The organism is Streptomyces sp. NBC_00271 (assembly GCF_036178845.1).
Classification (GTDB): Bacteria; Actinomycetota; Actinomycetes; order Streptomycetales; family Streptomycetaceae; genus Streptomyces.
In genome coordinates, this window is the sequence record NZ_CP108070.1 from 6,579,203 (window position 1) to 6,596,517 (window position 17,315).

The 17,315-nt window shown below is 71.8% G+C and carries 14 protein-coding genes; 11 read left to right on the forward strand and 3 right to left on the reverse strand.

The window, feature by feature from the left end; translation table 11 throughout:
- Window positions 1–99 precede the first annotated feature (99 nt).
- Together serA and OG798_RS29920 are read left to right on the forward strand one after the other, a co-directional pair.
- Window positions 100–1,722 (forward strand): phosphoglycerate dehydrogenase, encoded by a 1,623-nt coding sequence (serA, locus tag OG798_RS29915; RefSeq protein ID WP_095857883.1) that lies wholly within the window; start codon window positions 100–102, stop codon window positions 1,720–1,722.
- Window positions 1,719–2,279 (forward strand): YbaK/EbsC family protein, encoded by a 561-nt coding sequence (locus OG798_RS29920; RefSeq protein ID WP_121415442.1) that lies wholly within the window; start codon window positions 1,719–1,721, stop codon window positions 2,277–2,279. Before serA ends, OG798_RS29920 begins: the two co-directional genes overlap by 4 nt.
- A gap of 27 nt (window positions 2,280–2,306) precedes the next feature.
- On the opposite strand, the gene OG798_RS29925 is transcribed toward OG798_RS29920, so the two are convergent.
- Window positions 2,307–4,160: an AfsR/SARP family transcriptional regulator gene (locus OG798_RS29925; RefSeq protein ID WP_121418375.1), complete on the reverse strand. Its 1,854-nt coding sequence runs from the start codon at window positions 4,158–4,160 to the stop codon at window positions 2,307–2,309.
- 245 nt (window positions 4,161–4,405) lie between these two features.
- Here OG798_RS29925 and OG798_RS29930 point away from each other — a divergent pair, with 245 nt between their 5' ends.
- Window positions 4,406–4,588, forward strand: a complete 183-nt coding sequence (locus tag OG798_RS29930) for a hypothetical protein (protein WP_095853339.1) — start codon at window positions 4,406–4,408, stop codon at window positions 4,586–4,588.
- 75 nt (window positions 4,589–4,663) lie between these two features.
- Here OG798_RS29930 and OG798_RS29935 read toward each other — a convergent pair whose 3' ends face one another.
- On the reverse strand, window positions 4,664–7,660 hold the full coding sequence (locus tag OG798_RS29935) for an AfsR/SARP family transcriptional regulator (protein ID WP_267062500.1): 2,997 nt from the start codon (window positions 7,658–7,660) through the stop codon (window positions 4,664–4,666).
- Between the two features lie 257 nt (window positions 7,661–7,917).
- Between OG798_RS29935 and OG798_RS29940 the strand changes: the two genes are divergently transcribed.
- Complete coding sequence (locus OG798_RS29940) at window positions 7,918–8,115, forward strand: MbtH family protein (protein ID WP_095853337.1); 198 nt, start codon at window positions 7,918–7,920, stop codon at window positions 8,113–8,115.
- Between the two features lie 100 nt (window positions 8,116–8,215).
- On the opposite strand, the gene OG798_RS29945 is transcribed toward OG798_RS29940, so the two are convergent.
- Complete coding sequence (locus tag OG798_RS29945; RefSeq protein WP_121415440.1) at window positions 8,216–9,679, reverse strand: MFS transporter; 1,464 nt, start codon at window positions 9,677–9,679, stop codon at window positions 8,216–8,218.
- A 256-nt stretch (window positions 9,680–9,935) separates the two neighbouring features.
- On the opposite strand from OG798_RS29945, the gene OG798_RS29950 reads away from it, so the two are divergent.
- The 7 genes from OG798_RS29950 to OG798_RS29980 all read left to right on the forward strand — a co-directional run bounded on the left by OG798_RS29950 (window position 9,936) and on the right by OG798_RS29980 (window position 17,280).
- Window positions 9,936–10,403: a MarR family winged helix-turn-helix transcriptional regulator gene (locus tag OG798_RS29950; RefSeq protein ID WP_382127062.1), complete on the forward strand. Its 468-nt coding sequence runs from the start codon at window positions 9,936–9,938 to the stop codon at window positions 10,401–10,403.
- Between the two features lie 151 nt (window positions 10,404–10,554).
- Complete coding sequence (locus tag OG798_RS29955; RefSeq protein WP_328757978.1) at window positions 10,555–10,710, forward strand: hypothetical protein; 156 nt, start codon at window positions 10,555–10,557, stop codon at window positions 10,708–10,710.
- A gap of 213 nt (window positions 10,711–10,923) precedes the next feature.
- Complete coding sequence (locus OG798_RS29960) at window positions 10,924–11,679, forward strand: NPP1 family protein (protein WP_267062502.1); 756 nt, start codon at window positions 10,924–10,926, stop codon at window positions 11,677–11,679.
- Window positions 11,680–11,805: 126 nt separating this feature from the next.
- The gene (locus tag OG798_RS29965) at window positions 11,806–12,102 is read left to right on the forward strand and encodes a hypothetical protein (RefSeq protein WP_095853333.1); all 297 of its coding nucleotides are present in this window, start codon (window positions 11,806–11,808) and stop codon (window positions 12,100–12,102) included.
- Between the two features lie 204 nt (window positions 12,103–12,306).
- Window positions 12,307–12,735 carry a DUF3052 domain-containing protein gene (locus OG798_RS29970; protein WP_267062503.1) on the forward strand — a complete coding sequence of 143 codons (429 nt, stop codon included), beginning with the start codon at window positions 12,307–12,309 and terminating at the stop codon, window positions 12,733–12,735.
- 141 nt (window positions 12,736–12,876) lie between these two features.
- Window positions 12,877–13,734 carry a glycosyltransferase family 2 protein gene (locus OG798_RS29975; protein ID WP_373559069.1) on the forward strand — a complete coding sequence of 286 codons (858 nt, stop codon included), beginning with the start codon at window positions 12,877–12,879 and terminating at the stop codon, window positions 13,732–13,734.
- A gap of 351 nt (window positions 13,735–14,085) precedes the next feature.
- Window positions 14,086–17,280, forward strand: a complete 3,195-nt coding sequence (locus OG798_RS29980; protein ID WP_328757979.1) for an AfsR/SARP family transcriptional regulator — start codon at window positions 14,086–14,088, stop codon at window positions 17,278–17,280.
- The last annotated feature ends 35 nt before the right edge of the window (window positions 17,281–17,315 follow it).

Sequence of the window (17,315 nt, forward strand, 5' to 3'; positions counted from 1 at the left end):
CCCGCCAGGCCCCCAGGGGGGCGGCTGCCCCCTGTGCCCGAGCACGTCAGCAGACAGCACTCACCGAGAGGCCAGACCGTGATCCGTCACCGTGCCCACGTGCGCTCCCCGCGCCCCGTCGTCCTGCTCGCCGAAGAGCTCTCCCCGGCCACCGTGGAGGCGCTCGGCTGGGACGTCGACATCCGTCGTGTCGACGGCGCCGACCGTGCGGCCCTGCTGCCCGCGCTCGCCGAGGCCGACGCCGTCCTCGTGCGCAGCGCCACCCGGATGGACCGGGAGGCGATCGCCGCCGCGCCCCGCCTCAAGGTCATCGCCCGGGCCGGCGTCGGCCTCGACAACGTCGACATCCCGGCCGCCACCGAGGCCGGCGTCCTCGTCGCCAACGCCCCGACGTCCAACATCACCAGCGCCGCGGAAATGGCCGTCGGCCTGCTGCTGGCCGTCGCCCGCAACATCCCGCAGGCCGACGCGGCCCTGAAGACCGGCGCCTGGCAGCGCAGCCGGTGGTCCGGCGTCGAGCTGGCCGGCAAGGTCCTCGGCGTCGTCGGCCTCGGCCGCATCGGCACCCTCGTCGCCCAGCGGATGGCCGCCTTCGGAATGGACGTGGCGGCGTACGACCCCTACGTGACCGCCGCGGGCGCGGCCGCCGTCGGTGTACGGCTGCTCTCGCTCGACGAGCTGCTCGCCCAGGCCGACTTCCTCACCGTCCACCTGCCGCGCACCCCGGAGACCACCGGCCTGATCGGCTTCGAGGCGCTGCGCAAGGTCAAGCCCACCGTGCGCATCGTCAACGCCGCGCGCGGCGGCATCGTCGACGAGAACGAGCTGTACGCCGCGCTCAAGGAGGGCCGTGTCGCGGGCGCCGGACTCGACGTGTACGCCGCCGAACCGTGCACCGAATCGCCGCTGTTCGACCTCGACAACGTCGTCGTGACCCCGCACCTGGGTGCCTCCACCGACGAGGCGCAGGAGAAGGCGGGCATCGCCGCCGCCCACTCGGTGCGGCTCGCGCTGGCCGGCGATCACGTGCCGGACGGGGTGAACGTGCAGGGCGGCCCGGTCCCCGACGCGGTACGCCCGTGGCTGCCGCTGACCGAGCGGCTCGGCCGGGTCTTCACCCGGGCCGTGGGCGGCGTCCCCGCCCAGCTGGAGATCCAGCTGCACGGCGAGATCGCCGAGCTGGACGCCGGCGTGCTCGAACTCGGGGCGCTCAAGGGCCTGCTGGAGACCGTCGCCGGGGGCGCGGTCAGCCGTGTGAACGCCCCGCTGGTCGCCCTGGAGCGCGGCCTGACCTCGCGGCTCACCACCCACCAGGGGGGCGGGAGCCACCGCTCCACCGTCACCCTGCGCGGCATCTTCCCCGATGGCCGGGTCGTCACCGTGAGCGGCACCCTGGCCGGTGTCCGCCTCCAGGAGAAGCTCGTCGAGGTGCTCGGCTATGAGCTGGAGCTGCCGCTCTCCGGCGACCTCGCCTTCCTGCGCTACCCGGACCGGCCGGGCGCGGTCGGCCTGATCGGCTGCGAGTTCGCCGACGAGGGCGTGAACATCGCGGCCATGCAGGTCGCCAGGGACGCCGCCGGCACCACCGCCCTGGCCGGCCTCGTCGTGGACTCGCCCGTACCGCCCACCGCGCTCGGCCGCGCCGCCGCCTCCGTCGGCGCCGACCAGAGCTGGACCGTGCCGGCGGCCACCGCCCGAACCGGCCGGACGGACCGCGCATGAGCACCGAAGTCCTGCGTGCCGAGGTCCCGCGTATCGGGGCCTCCCGCGCCGAAGTCCCGCGCACCGACACCTCGCGTCGCCTGCTCTCCCTGCTGAACGACGCCCACGTCCCGTACCGGCTGATCCGGCACGCCCCCGAGGGCCGCACCGACCTCGCCTCGGAGCTGCGGGGCCACCCCCTGGAACAGGCTGCCAAGTGCCTGGTGGTGAGGGTGGGCTCGGGCCGCCGAAGACGCCGCTACGTGCTGGCGGTGGTGCCCGGCGACCGCCGCGTCGACATGGCCCGCGTCCAGGAGCTGTTCGGGGGTACCGACACCGCCTTCGCGTCCCGCGAGATCGCCGAGAGGCTCTCGGGCTGCGTCAGCGGCTCGATCGTGCCGTTCAGCTTCCACCCGGAGCTGGAGCTGGTGGTCGACCCGGACCTGCTCGCCGGGGAGGAGATCTTCTTCAACGCGGCTCGCCTCGATCTGTCCCTGGCGCTCGGCGTCGAGCCGTACCGGGCGCTCGCCCGCCCGCGCGTCGCCCGCGTCGCGACCCCCGCCCCGATGCCGGCCTGAGCCGTCCCGCCGAGCTCCTGTCCCGTGTCAGCCCGCCTTGACGAGACCGTAGCCGGGCGCGGGGAGCGGGGTGGAGCGAGGGGCGGAACCGGACAGGGATCCGGACCCGACGGCGTCCTCCAGCGGCCCTTGGAAGAGCAGTCGCACCAGAGGGTGCAGCTGGTACAGCGGCAGGCCACGGCGGTCGATGCCGCACAGGTCGAGCATCGAAAGGTCCACCAGCTGCTCCAGGACCTCCTCGGCCGCGGCCTCACCGGTGCCGAACGCCACCCCGGCGGCCGCCGCGTGGAAGGGCTCTCGACCAAGCAGCGGCAGCCGGCCGAGCAGCGCCCGGCTCGGCCGGTCGAGCCCCTCCAGCGGCCGGCCCAGGGAACGCTGTACATCGAGGTCGCCGAGGCGCAGTTCGAGCAGCCGGGTGCGCGGGTCGGCGAGCCGCTGGGCGAGCCGGTCCGGCGACCAGTGCGGCCGGGCGGCGAGCCGGGCTCCCGCGATCCGCAGCGCCAGCGGGAGCCCCGCGCAGTGCGCCACTATCTCCCGGGCCGCTTGGGGTGCGGCGTCGATCCGGCCGGGACCGGCCGCCGTGCGCAGCAGCTCGTGCGCGGCGGCGTCGTCCAGCGGGCCGAGCACCGTGGTGTGCGCGCCGACCGTCTCGGTGAGAGGGGTCCGCGCGGTGACGATGACCGCGATGTCGGGGCTGCCGGGGAGCAGTGGGCCCAGCTGGAGGTCGCCGGAGGCGTTGTCGAGCACCAGCAGGAGGCGCTTGCCCGCGGTGCGGGTGCGGTAGCGGCGTACCAGCTCGTCGAGGTCGTCGGCGATGTGGCTCTCCCGGTCGAGACCGGTCTCGCCGAGCGCCCGCAGCAGCCGCAGCAGGACGTCGCAGGGGTCCTTCGGGGTGCCGTCGGGGCCGCGCAGATCGGCGTAGAGCTGCCCGTCGGGGAAGTGCTCGGTGCTGGCGTGCGCGGCCCGCACGGCGAGCGCGGTCTTGCCGATGCCGGGCATGCCGGTGATCAACAAGCGCCGGGGGCGCCAGGCGTCGCGGCCCGGCGTGGGCCTCACCAGCTCGCAGAGGGAGGCGAGTTGGTCCTCCCGGCCGGTGAAGGCGACGGTGTCGGCGGGCAGCGTCGCGGGCGCCGCGGTGGCGGGCGGCGGGGTCCGCTCGCCGCGCAGCACGATGTGGTACGCCGCTTCGAGCTCGGCGCCGGGGTCGACACCGAGCTCGTCGGCGAGGATGCGGCGGCCGTGGTGGTAGGCATGCAGGGCGTCGGACTGCCGGCCCGAGCGGTGCAGGGCCAGCATCAGCTGCGAGCGGAGCTTCTCGCGCGTGGGGTGGCGGGTCACCAGACCGGTCAGCTCGGCGGTGATCTCCTGGTGCCGGCCGAGGGCGAGATCGGCCTCGATCCGGTTTTCCAGGGTCGCCGCGCGGGCGTCGTCCAATTGCGGAATCTCGACTTCCGAAAGGAATTCGGTGACGTTCGCGAGCGCGGGCCCCCGCCAGAGTTCGAGTGCGTCCCTGAGGAAGTTTCCGGCCGTTTCGTAGTCTCGCTGCCGCAACGCCTCCCGGCCGAGCCGGTCGAGCCGCTCGAATTCGAGAAAGTCGATGCTGCTGTTTCCGGGGCGCAGTACATATCCTGGCTGCTGCCGCGCGATCTCGACATCGGGTCCGAGCTGTTTGCGCAGCCGCGAGACGTAGGTGTAGATCTGCGAGTTCAGCGTCGCGGGAGGCGACCAGCCCCACAGCAGGTGGCTGAGGCGGGCGTCGGACACGACCCGGCCGCGGGCCAGCAGCAGAGCCGCCAGCACCGTGTGGATCTTCGATCCCGACAGTGCGGCGACGGTGTTGCCCCGGCTCGCCTCGACCGGTCCTAGCAGTCGAAATTCCATCTGGGCCCCCGTTGTGAGTTCTGTGATGAACACTCTTGGAGGATAGGACGGCTCATTTTTGACGTCTTTTCGGCTCGATTTCGTGAGGGGCGAAATCGAAACAACATCGGGTCGACAGGTGTGATCCATAGCGTTTCTCCTGTCGCACCGGGCACACCGCGGACAAGGCGAGCGGTCGGGGCGGTCAACGAAACATTCACCCGCACATGGCGTACGAACGACTGTTTTTATATGGGGGAGAAGTAATGCGCAGCAGCACCCGCACTTTCCTGGCCTCGGTTCTCGGCGCGCCCGCTCTGGGCGGTGTCCTGCTGGTCGGCGGCACAGGCGCGGTTGAGATGCCGTCCGTCCGGGCCGTCGAGGCCCCGTCGGTCGTCGTCATCGCCGACACCCCGTCGGTCGTCGACGAGAACAACCCCTGGAGCTGACCCGAGTGACGGAGCCCCGCACCTGGCGCAGGTGCGGGGCTCGCTCCGTTCAGGTGCTCAGTTTCGGCGAGAGAGTCAGTGCGCGGAGAGTAACTGCCGGAGTTCCTCGGGCGACGGCCCGTACGGGGGGTGCTCCGCGGTCAACGAGGCCATGACCAGGGTGATCCGTTCGCCCTGTGGTCTGGCGCCGTACTCGGCGAAGGTGTTCCTGGCCCGGCGCAGCCGGCCCACTGCCCCGTCCCGCCCGGCCAGCAGGTCCAGGCAGCCCAGATTGGCCTCGGCCCGGGCCCGCAGCAGATGGTCGTTGATGTCGTCGGCGATCGTGAACGCCTGCTGCAGGGTCACCTCCGCCTCGGACAGATTCCCCTGCCGCCAGAGAATCTCGCCCGCGAGCCGCAGGATGTGGGCCTCGCCGGTCCGGTCGCCGTGCTCCCGGACGATCCTCAGGGCCTCGTCGCACTCGCTCGCCGCCTCGTCGAGCCGGCCGTGCCGCATCAGTGCCTCGGCCAGGCGGAGGATGGACTGTGCGAGGCCGCGCACCAGCCCCGTCGCCCGGCTCAGGGCGATGGCCTCGGTGGACAGCCGCAGGCTGCGCTCCAGGTTTCCGCGCTCCAGCTCTATCTGTGCCAGGGCGCCGAGCCCGTGCGACTCGCCGCGGGCGTCCCCGATCTCCCGGAAGCCGAGTAGCGAGGCCTCGCCGTCCCGCAGCGCCTGGTCGAGGTCGCCGCGTACCCGCGCGTTGTGGGTGAGCATGCGCCGGGTGAGGGCGGCGCCCGCCACGTCGCCGATCTCGTCGAAGATCCGCAGGGCCGCCCTGAGCCGCCCCTCGGCGATCTCGTAACGCTGGGTGTGCAGCGCGACCCCGCCGAGCAGCCGCTGCATGCTGGCCTCGCCCTGGCGGTCGAAGCACCGCTGAGCGGCCGCCAACGCGCGCTCGGAGCAGATCTCCCACTCCTCCAGATAGTTGCGGGACTCCTGCAGCGGGTTGCTGAGCAGCGCCAACTTCCAGGCATGGGCGGCCCGGCCGGTCTCGGCGGCCTGCCGGACCGCGTCGACCAGGGCGCTGTGCTCCGCCTCCATCCACTCCATCGGATCCGTGAGCAGCTCCTCTACCAGCGACTGCGGAAGGTTCGGCTCCGGGATCCCGTCCAGGGACGCGAACTCGGCGCCGTACAACCGCTGGTAGGCGACCCAGCACAGCGAGAGCCAGCCGTCCAGGGCCCGGTCGAGGACGCCCTCGCGCTCCTCCGGGGTGTCCTCCTCCTGGGCGCACTCCCAGGCGAACAGGCGCAGCAGGGCCTGAAAGCGGTAGCGGGGCGGCTCGCCGGGGCGGCCCGAGGCGACCTCCAGGAGCTGGGCGTCGACCAGTTCCTCGATGAGGTCCTCGGCCTCGATCGGGTCGGTGTCGAGCACCGCCGCGCCGACCCATGCCGCGAAGTCGGGCATGGTCAGCAGCCCGAGCCGCCGGTACATGCGGGCCGCCGCGGGCGGTAGATCGCGGTAGCTGAGCCGGAAACCGGCTCGCACGCCGCCCTCGTTGGGGCTGAGTTCGTCGAGCCGGCGTCGCTGGTCCTCCAGGCGTCGCACCAGGTGCCGGACCGACCAGTGGGGCTTGGCGGCCAACCGGGCGCCCGCGATCCGCAGTGCCAGCGGCAGCCGGTCGCAGAGCGTGCCGAGCCGGGCGGCGGCCTCCGGGTCGGTGGCGATCCGCTCCGGTCCGGCCACCGCACCGAGCATGGCGGTCGCCTCCGCCTGGCCGAGCACGTTCAGCTCGATGCGGTGTACGTCGTAGTCGCCGGTGAGGTCGTCGATGGCGTCCCGGCTGGTGATCAATACACAGCAGTGGCGGCCGCCCGGCAGCAGCGGCCGGATCTGCGCGAACGACCGGGCGTTGTCGAGCACCACCAGGATCCGTTTGCCGTCCAGGATCGACCGGTACAGCGCGGCCCGCTCGTGCTGGTCGCCCGGTATCTGGGGCCCCGGCACGCCGAGCGCGCGCAGGAACCGGTCGAGCACGGCGGTCGGCGCCTGCGGCGAGTCCGACTCGTCGTAGCCGCGCAGGTCGGCGAAGAGCTGGCCGTCCGGGAACCGCCCGGCGACCTGGTGGGCCCAGTGCACCGTGAGCGCGCTCTTGCCGACCCCGGCGATGCCGGAGACGGCCGCCACGGCGAGCGGCGACTCCTGGCCCTCCCCGTCGAGCAGCCGGTCGAGCAGCGCGAGTTCCCGGCTGCGCCCGGTGAACGCGGCGGCCGACGAGGGGAGTTGCGCGGGCACGGTACGCAGCTCCGGGGCGACCTGGGGCTCCGGCGGCAGGGTCAGCTCGGGGTCGTCCCGCAGGATCAGTTCGTGCAGCTCCTGCAGCTCGGCGCCGGGCTCGATGCCCAGCTCCTCCACGAGCACCTGGCGTCCCTCGCGGAAGATCTCCAGCGCCTCGGCCCGTCGCCCCGAACGGTACTGGGCCAGCATCAGATGGGCCCGGGCCTGTTCCCGCAGCGGGTGCTCGCGGACCAGCGCGGCCAGGTCGGAGATGAGTGAACGGTGCTGGCCGAGCTGCAGTTGCAGTCCCGCCTGCTCCTCGCGCAGCTCCAGCCGGAACTCGGCGAGCCGGGAGGCCTCGTGGTCGATGGGTCCGCCCGCAGCCCCGTCGAGCGCGGATCCGCGCCACAGCGAGAGCGCCTCGGTGAACAGGGCGCACGCCTGGACGGTGTCGCCGGCCCGGGCCAGCTCCCGCGCCTTGCGCACCCGGGTCTCGACCTCGTGGATGTCGATCCGATGCTCGCCGAGGTCGAGGATGTAGCCGGGGTGGGAGGTGACGATCAGGTCGTCGACGCCGGCCGAGGTGCGGAAGGTCTTGCGCAGCGCGGTGACACAGATGGCGATCTGGTTCCGCGCGGTGGCCGGTGGCTCCTCGCCCCAGACGGCCTCGATGAGGGCGTCCACGGAGACCACTCTGTTCAGAGCGATGAGGAGCATCGTCAGCACGGTGCGCTGACGGCCACCACCAAGTCTGACGGGCTCCCCGTCCACCCGTACGTCCAGCGGTCCGAGCAGCCTGAAGTCGATCCGGTGCAAGACGCCCTCCACTTCCCCCGAGTCCCCCACCCGGAGTCGCCGAGACATTGTGGGCCTTGCCGTGTCGCAGAATCAACCAAGATCCATAAAGCGTTCACACTGCACCCACATACCGGGTGATCATGTGCCTCCTTTCTGATCCAAATCACTATATGTAGGACCGATGGAGAGGGAATATAGGTCATCGCGGAGAGTGGATTGTGACGTTCGCCCGCCGTCGTACGGGGGCGGGGCACCGCCGAGCAGAGGAAGCTGACATGGCAACGAACCCCTTCGAGGATGCCGACGGCACCTTCTCCGTCCTGGTCAACTCCGAGGGCCAGCACTCGCTCTGGCCGTCCTTCGCGGAGGTCCCGGCGGGCTGGGAGCCGACCCTGACGGGCGCCACCCGCCAGGAGTGCCTGGCCCATGTCGACGCCACCTGGACGGACATGCGCCCGGCCTCGCTCCGCTAGGGCCTGTCCGGCGGATCAAGTCGCAGGAAACGGGCGGCGCCTCATCGCCGCTGGTGTTTCTTCGATGGTGCGAGAGTGTGGCTCGGGTGCGCGGGTGGGGTCAGGCCTTTGCCTCGACTGCCTCGGCGGCGGCATCCGGGATGGAGTCCGCCTGCGGCTGGGTGGCTGCGGGGCGGGTCGGGATGAGGAAGGCGACGATCGCGGCGGCGATGCCGACGCCGGAGCCGATCAGCATGGCGACGCGGAAGCCGCTTTCGGACGGGAGGGAGACGGGGCCGAACTTCGTGGTCATCTGGGCCAGGACCACGGCCATCACGGCGGCCGAGACGGAGCTGCCGATCGAGCGCATCAGCGTGTTGAAGCTGTTGGCCGAGGCGGTCTCCGACTGGGGCACCGCGCCCATGATGAGCGCGGGCATCGCGCCGTAGGCGAAACCGACGCCCGTGCTGCAGACGATGGTCACGGCGAGCAGGCCCAAGGCGGAGCCGTTTCCGATGAGCGGCAGGGAGATGCCGTAGCCGAGGGCGATGACCAGGGCGCCGACGGTCAGGGTGATCCGGGGGCCCTTGGCGGCGGAGAGCTTGGCGCCGATCGGGGAGATGATCATCATCATGAGACCGGCCGGGGCCATCCACAGGCCCATGGCCAGCATCGACTCGCCGAGGCCGTAGCCGGTCTCCTCGGGCAGCTGCAGCAGCTGGGGGATCACGAGGGACTGGGAGTACATCGCGAAGCCGACCAGGATCGAGGCGGCGTTCGTCATCAGCACCTGCGGCCGGGCGGTCACCCGCAGGTCGACCAGCGGATCGGCGCTGCGCAGCTCCCACCAGCCCCAGGCCAGCAGCAGGACGATCGCGGTGGCGAGCAGGCCGAGCGTGGTGCCGCTGCCCCAGCCCCAGTCCGCGCCCTTGGAGACGCCGAGGAGCAGGCAGACCAGGGCGATGCCCAGGCCGATCGCGCCGAGCAGGTCGAAGCTGCCCGAGGTGGTGTTCTCGCGGCCCGCGGGCACGAAGAGCCAGATCAGCGTGGCGACCGCGAGGGTCAGCGCGGCGACGACCCAGAACAGCACGCGCCAGCTGGAGTTCTCGGCGATCGCCGCGGAGAACGGCAGGCCGAGCGCGCCGCCCACACCCATGGACGCGCTCATCAACGCGATGGACGAGCCGAGCTTCTCCGCCGGTACGACGTCCCGCAGCAGGCTGATGCCGAGGGGCACCACGCCCATACCGAGGCCCTGCAGACCGCGTCCGGCGATCATCGGGACGACCGAGGAGGACAGGGCGCAGACCACGGAGCCCAGGATCAGCGGGACCAGGGAGGCCAGAAGCATGCGCTTCTTGCCGTACATGTCACCGAGGCGGCCGGCGACGGGGGTGATCACGGCAGCCGCGAGCAGCGTGGCGGTGACGACCCACGAGGCGTTCGAGGCGGTGGTGTCGAAGAGGGTCGGGAGTTCCCCGATCAGTGGCACCACCAGTGTCTGGGTGATCGCGGCCACGATGCCGCCGAAGGCGAGGATGCCGACAACACCGCCGGAGCGGGCTGCGGGCTGGGAACTGTCCACGGGTACTCCCTGTTGCTCTTTCCGGGCTTGTTGCTGTGCTGCGCATCCGGGCCTGCTGGTGATCCGGGCCTGCCATCTCCGCGGGCCCGCCGCGTCTCCGGATCACCCGGGTCGCGGTGAGTCGCGGGCGAGGCGCATGCGAGTTGCATGCTGCATGCAATGTGCATCATGCACGTCTCATGCATCATACACATCGCGGTGGTATACCTGGCGGGAGGTAGCTTTCCTGTAGGGGAAGCGAGCCAGGAGCCGAAGGATGCCTCGCGTGGACAAGCGACTTGACCTGCTGGAATTCGAGACCATGCTGCTCGGGCGCCACATGCACATGCTCAACCCGCGGGGGCGCGGGACGAGTGAGGAGCGGCTGGACCGCAGCGCGTACGTCCTGCTCAGCCGCATTCAGGTGCAGGGCCCGATGTCCATCGGTGAGCTCAGAGAGGCCTTCGGTCTGGACACGTCCACCCTCAACCGGCAGACCGCCGCGATGCTGCGGGCCGGGGTCGTCGAGCGCATGCCCGACCCCGAGGGGGGTATCGCCCGCAAGTTCGCCATCACCGCGGAGGGCAGGCGCCGGCTGGACGCCCACCGCGCCGAGAACCTGGACGGTCTGGAGAAGATCACGACCGACTGGGATCCCGAGGAGGTGGCCGAGTTCGCCGCCTATCTCAGCCGTTTCAACCGCGACATCGAGCGTCTCGACGGGCGTCCCTGGCCGCGCGGTTGAGCGGGTGAAGGAGGGCGGGGACTCGGGGCGGGCCGGTTCTCGGGCCAGCCCCGGTGTGGTTCGGAGTGTCGTGTCGTCGTGTCGTCCTTCGCGGACGTCGCCGGTACCGCCTGCGTGACGTCCCGCTGTCCGACGGTTTTCCCGTTCGGACGTGGAAGAGGCCCACGACCGCGTCAAGAACATGTCGTTGCCGCGGACCGTGGACGCGGGCACGTTGTGGTCCCGTCGTGCGAAACGGTCCACGACCCTGGTGCCGCCGCGCTCGAAGACGCGGACGGCGACGGACTTCCGGTACTCCCGTCCCTGACCGGCGCGGGAGGTACGCGCGACGGGCGCGGTCGTGCCAAGCGCGGCTGTCGCCGCCCATTCGGAGCCAACTAGCCCGCCCCCTTTGTTGGTTGATCTTTCACTCCTGTGACACATCGCACCGCTTGAGCGCTCAACGAGTCGGGTGAGGGTGATCCGGGCATGCCAAAGAAACCGCTTGCCCCACCCCCCTCGCGGTCCTCAGGAGGACGCAGTGCAGAAGAGCTCGCGCGTACGCAGGGCCTCTCTCATCCTCGGCAGCGCCGTCGCGCTGGTCGTCGCCTTCCCCGGCAGCGCGCTCGCCGCCCCGCCCAAGGCCCTGCCCGCCAACGCGGACGACTTGGAGAAGACCTGGCAGCCCGCGTACGACTACGACACGGACGGCTGCTACCCCACGCCCGCCATCGGCCCCGACGGGACCATCAACGGCGGCCTCAAGCCCTCGGGTTCAGTCAGCGGCGAGTGCCACGACACCTCGGACCTCGACAACACCAACGGCTACGCGCGCGAGAAGTGCAACAACGGCTGGTGCGTGATCCTCTACGGCCTCTACTTCGAGAAGGACCAGGCCACGATCGGCGGGCACCGCCACGACTGGGAGCACGTGGCGGTCTGGGTGCAGAACAACCAGGCCAAGTACGTCTCCACGTCCGCGCACGGCGACTTCAACGTCTACAGCGCCGACCAGGTCCTGTGGGACGGCACGCACCCCAAGATCGTCTACCACAAGGACGGTCTGAGCACCCACGACTTCCGGCTCGCGAACTCGGGCGACGAGCCGTCGGAGAACGGCTACCACACCTGGCAGTACCCGGCCCTGGTCGGCTGGAACGGCTACCCGGCGGGTCTGCGCGACAAGCTGAGCGCCTACGACTTCGGCAGCGCCAACTTCGGACTCAAGGACGCCAACTTCGCCGCCCACCTCACGAAGGCCATGCCGGCGGGCATCTCGTTCGACCCCAACGCCTGACCGGTCGGGAATTCCTTCTTCGTCCCCGTCACACCTCCGCCTCCGGGCGCGTCAGGGAGATGGCGCCACCCGCGTGGCCCGGTAGCGGTGCGCCAGGTGTGACAGGGACGAGAAGGAGATGACGACATGGCTGTTCTGATGGTGCGTGCGACGGTGAGGCCCGAGTGCGTCGACGAACTCGAAGCGGCGCTGCGGAAGATGTTCACCGCGATCGAGGCCGCGCGGCCCGAGGGCGTGCGCTACGCCTCGTACCGGCTCCCCGACGGAGTCACCTACCTCGCGGAACTCGAGATCGCGGACGGGATCGAGAATCCGCTTTCCGCGGTCCAGGAGTTCCGTGAGTTCCAGGCGGGCCTGAAGGACTGGCTGGCCGCCCCGCCGTCCGCCGAGCGTTTCGAGGTGCGGGGCGCGTACGCCGCCTGAGGCCGCGCGGGTGTGCGTCCGACAAGGGGCGACAGTCGACAAGAGTCGGTAAGAGCCGACAAGCGTCGGTAAGAGTCGACAGGAGTCGGTAAGAGTTGACGGGACTCCGGGCGCGCACCCCGTGTCGTGGCCCCCGCGCCGAGTAGGTTCCCGAGCAGGTTCGCCCCTGATCGCGTGGAAAGCAGGGGCGGGAAGGGGCCCGGTGTGAGTACGTCGCGTACGGCCGGCGGTGGGTACTCCGGTACGCCGCTCGCCAAGAAGATCGGCGTCAAGGCCGGGCAGCGGGTACGGCTGGTGCACCGGCCCGAGGGGTGGGAGATCCCCGGACTGCCGGAGGGGTGTGCCGTGTCCGGGGGCGACGGGGCCGCGGGAACCGATGTCGCCGTCGTCTTCCACCGGTCCCTGGGGGAACTGGTAGCCGAGGCTCCCGCGCTGGTGGGCGGCCTCGCCGATCACGCGATGCTCTGGATCGCCTGGCCGCGCAAGGCGGCCGGGCACCGCAGCGACATCACCGAGAACGCCCTGCGCGAGATCTTCCTGCCGCTCGGGGTGGTCGACGTGAAGGTGGCCGCGCTGGGGGAGGACTGGTCGGGACTGAAGTTCGTACGGCGCAAAGAGCTTCGTACGGCGTGAGTAAATGCGGAGAGCGCGGGGAAACGCGGCGTACGCGAGGGAGACTCCGGGTGAACGGCTAGCATCGCGGGCAGAGTTGTCGGCCTGGGATGGAGTGGTGTCGTGTCGGAGGGGCCTCGGATCGCCGTTGCCGTCGTGACCATGGGGAACCGGCCCGACGAGGTCGACGCGCTGCTCGCCTCGGTGGCCAAGCAGGACGTCGCGCCCGCACGGATCGTGATCGTGGGGAACGGGTGTCCACTGCCCGAGTTCGCCGAGCGGCTGGGACTGCCCGGCGAGGTGACCGGCATCGAGGTCGACGAGAACCTCGGCTGCCCGGGCGGGCGCAACGTGGGCCTCGCCCGGCTCAGGGAGTTCGCGGACGTGGACGTCGTCGTCGAGCTGGACGACGACGGACTGCTGGTCGACGCGGATGTGCTGCGCAAGGTGCGGGACCTGTACACCGCCGATCCGCGCCTGGGCATCGTCGGCTTCCGCATCGCCGACGAGCACGGGGAGACCCAGCGCCGGCACGTGCCCCGGGTCGGGGCCAAGGATCCGATGCGGGGCGGTCCGGTCACCGGGTTCCTCGGCGGCGGACACGCGCTGGCCATGCCCATGCTCGCCCGGATCGGGGACTGGCCCGCCGAGTTCTTCTTCGCACACGAGGAGACGGACATGGCCTGGCGGGCCATCGACGACGGGTGGACCGTGCTCTACGAGCCCGAACTGCTGCTCCAGCACCCCAAGACCTCGCCCGCCCGGCACGCCATCTACTACCGGGTCACCGCCCGCAACCGGGTCTGGCTCACCCGTCGCAGGCTGCCCCTCCCGCTCATCCCCGTGCACCTGGGAATCTGGATGCTGCTGACGCTCGCACGGACGCGGTCGCTCGGCGGGCTGCGGGCCTGGTTCGGCGGCTTCGCGGAAGGGCTGCGGCAGTCGGGCGGCGAGCGGCGGCCGATGCGGTGGCGGACCGTGTGGCGGCTGACGCGACTGGGACGCCCGCCCGTCATCTGACGGCGGCCGACGGCCGACAGGCGGCAGGACGGCCGGGGGCGGACGAGGGCCCCGGTCGCTCACCTCCGACGACCGGGGCCCTCTCTGTCCCCGGATCCGGCCACGGCGGCGACACTCCCCCGAGTTACGCGTCGTACGCGCGCACCGTCGGGCCAGATCCGATGGAGTGATCCCATCAGCCCGCGCCAACGGATCGCTAACATGTCGCCAACGGGTTTCCATCCGGAAACCCGGAAACCGGAAGTCGGTCGGCGTGAAGTCGTCGCAAGAAGGCGCGAAGTCGCCATGGGTGTGGTCGGTACCGGTCTGAACCGGTCGGGTCGATCGCACGGAAAGGCAGTGGGGCGGGCTATGCGGTACGGGCTGCGGTTCGGGCTGCTGGGGCCTCCGGTGTTGTACGACGCCGACGGCGAGGTCCGTTCGATCGGCGGCGGCAAGATGCGCGCCCTGCTGGTCGCGCTGCTCCTGGAACCGGGCCGGGTCGTCTCGGTGGACGCGCTCAAGGACGCACTGTGGGGCGGGGCGCCGCCCGCGTCCGCGCAGGCGTCGTTGCAGAACCACGTCACCCGGCTGCGGCGGCTCCTCGACGATCCGGAGCGGCTGCGGGCCATGCCGCCCGGGTATCTCCTGCGCGTCGGCGAGGGCGAGTTGGACGTGCGCGTCTTCGAGTCCCACGTCACGGCCGCACGCGCCGCGCACGCCGGGCGCGACTGGGAGCGGGCGCTGCGCGAGGCACTGGCGGCGCTCGCGCTGTGGCGCGGCACACCGCTCGGCGGGGTCCCGCCCGAACTCGGCGGACACGCGCTCGTCCAGCGCCTGGAGGAGGCACGGCTGCTCGTCCTGGAGTGGCGGTACGAGGCCGAGTTGCGGCTTGCGGGGCCGGGAGCCGGGGGTGTCGGTACCGGCGGTGCGGGCGAGGGTACCGGTGGGGTCGGGCGAGTCGAGAGTGCCGGGGTCGGCTGGGTTTTCGGTGACATCGGTGATATCGGCGACCCCGGAGCCTCCGCCGACGCAAAAGCAACGGAAGCCACCGGTGCCCCCCACACCTCCAGCGCCCCCGGCACCACCCGACTCGCCGCCCTCGCACCCGAGTTGTCCGCACTCGTCGCCGAGTACCCCCTGCGCGAGGCCTTCCACCGGCTGCTGATGCTCGTACTGCACCGCACCGGACGTCAGGCCGAGGCCCTGGCCGTCCACCGCGACCTACGGGCCCGCCTGGTCGAGGAACTCGGTGTCGAGCCCGGGCCCGCGGTGCGCGCGGCGCATCTGGAGATCCTGCGTGAGCGGGCGGAGGAGAGGGACGACTCCGCACACCACAGGGACGGGAACGGGGGCGCGGACGAAGACCGCGCGGAGCGGACCGCCCCGGCGGAACCGGCCCCGCCCCGGCCCGCCCAGCTCCCGCCCCCGCCCGGGCACTTCACCGGTCGTGCCGACGTACGCCGGGAACTGAACGTGGCCCTCGACACGGCCCGGCACCCCAGCCCCTCCGCTCCGGCCGTCGCCGTCATCAGCGGGATGGCCGGAGTCGGCAAGAGCGCGCTGGCGCTGCATGTGGCACACGGCCTGCGGGAACGTTTCCCCGACGGCCAGCTGTACGTCAACCTGCACGGCGCCACGCCCGGAATGACCCCCCTCACCCCCGGCCAGGCGCTCGCCGCGCTGCTGCGTGACCTCGGTGCCGAGCCGCGCCGGATCCCCGAACACCCGGACGCCGCCGCCGCGTTGCTCCGCTCGATGCTGGCTCCGACGCGCACCCTGATGGTGCTCGACGACGCCGCGCACGCCGCCCAGGTACGGCCGCTGCTGCCCGCGGGCCCGGGGTGCGCGGTGATCGTGACGAGCCGTTCACCGCTCACCGCGCTGGACGGCGTGCGGCGCTTCCCGCTCGCGCCGCTCTCGGTCGAGGACAGCGCGGCGCTGCTGCGCGCGGTGTCCGGACGGGTGGACGGCCTCGACGGTGCGCACCCCCTCGTCGAACTCACTGGCCGGCTCCCGCTCGCCCTGCGCGTGGTCGCGGCCCGTCTCGCCGCGCGCCGCGCGCTCACGCCGGACGTCCTCGCCGGTCAACTGACCGCCACCGAAGGGCGGTTGCATCATCTGGAGTACGACGACCTGAGCGTCCGCAGATCGCTGGCCGTCGCGCTCGACGCGCTGCGTGCCTCGGAGCGTGAGGCCGACCAGGACGCGGCGCTCGTGCTGCGCGGCATCGGCGCGCTCGACCTCCCCGTGTACGGGGCGCCCCTGCTCGCCCGGCTCTCCGGCGTCGCCGAGTTCCGTGCCGAGGCCGCCCTCGACCGCCTCGTCGACGTCGCGCTCCTGGAGGAGACGGCGTTCGGCCGCTACGCACCCCACGACCTCGTCCGCGACTTCGCCCGGGAGATCGCGGGCGAGACGGACGGGGAACCCGGGGGCGGGGGCGTGGACATCCACGTGTCCGAGCGGGCGTTGCGCTGGTACGCCGGTGTCGCCGCCCGCTCCCTCGAAGCGATCGTCGAGCCGGGACTCGACCGCGAGGACCGCAGCCGGCCGACCGCCGCGCAGCCGGCCGCGCACACGGTGGACGCCGCGGCCACGCCGCCGTTCTGCACCGCCAGGGACGCCTTCGCCTGGGGCGACCTGGAACTGGAGAACGTGGTGGCGCTGGTGGAGCGGTACGCGGACACCTCCGCGTACGTTCCCGTGCTGGTGCGGCTGCTCAACCCCTACCTCCAGCGCAGCGGCCGCGTCCCGGAGGCGGAGGTGCTCCTGCGGGCCGCGCTGGGCGCGGCGCGGCGGCTCGGGGACGAGGCCGCGCAGGCGTACGCGCTCGGGGACCTCGCGGGGCTGCACTTCATGACGGGCCGCGCGAGCGAGGCGCTCACGCTGAACGACGAGGCGCTGGCGATCTGGCGGCGGCTCGGGGTGCTGTCGTGGATCCGGCGCGGTCTGAACAACCGCGGCATGCTCCTCGAGGGGCTGGGCCGCCACGCCGAGTCCAGCGAGGCGCTGCTGCAGAGCCTCGAACTCTCCCGGGAACTGGGCGACCCGCACACCGAGGCCATCACCTACAGCCACCTCGGCAATCTGTATGAGCACACGGACGCCCGGGCCGCCATCGACCACCACAAGCGCAGCCTGGCGATCGGCGACGCGATGGACGACGTGATCATCCGGCACTCCGCGCACTGCAACATCGGCTACGCCCATCTGACGCTCGGCGAACCGGCCGCCGCCGTACCGCACTTCGAGGAGAGTCTGCGCATCCTCGGCGGTCATGGCGACTGGCACGGGGAGTCGCAGACGCGGCTCGGGCTGGTGCGCGCGCTGCGCGGGGTCGGGCATGTCGAACGGGCCACGCGCGAGTGCGACCTGCTGCTGTTCCGGGCCGATCAGCGCGCCGACCGGTACACCGGCGGGCTCGCCCGGCATCAACTGGGGCTGCTGCTGCACGCGCAGGGGGATGCCGGAGGGGCGTACGAGCTGTGGAAGTCGGCGCTCGCGGCGCTGGACGGGACGGACACCTCGGTGGTGGGAGCGCTGAAGGAACTCCTGGAGGAGGAGTAGGTCACCTGGCGTAGGAGTAGGTCACCTGAGAGAGC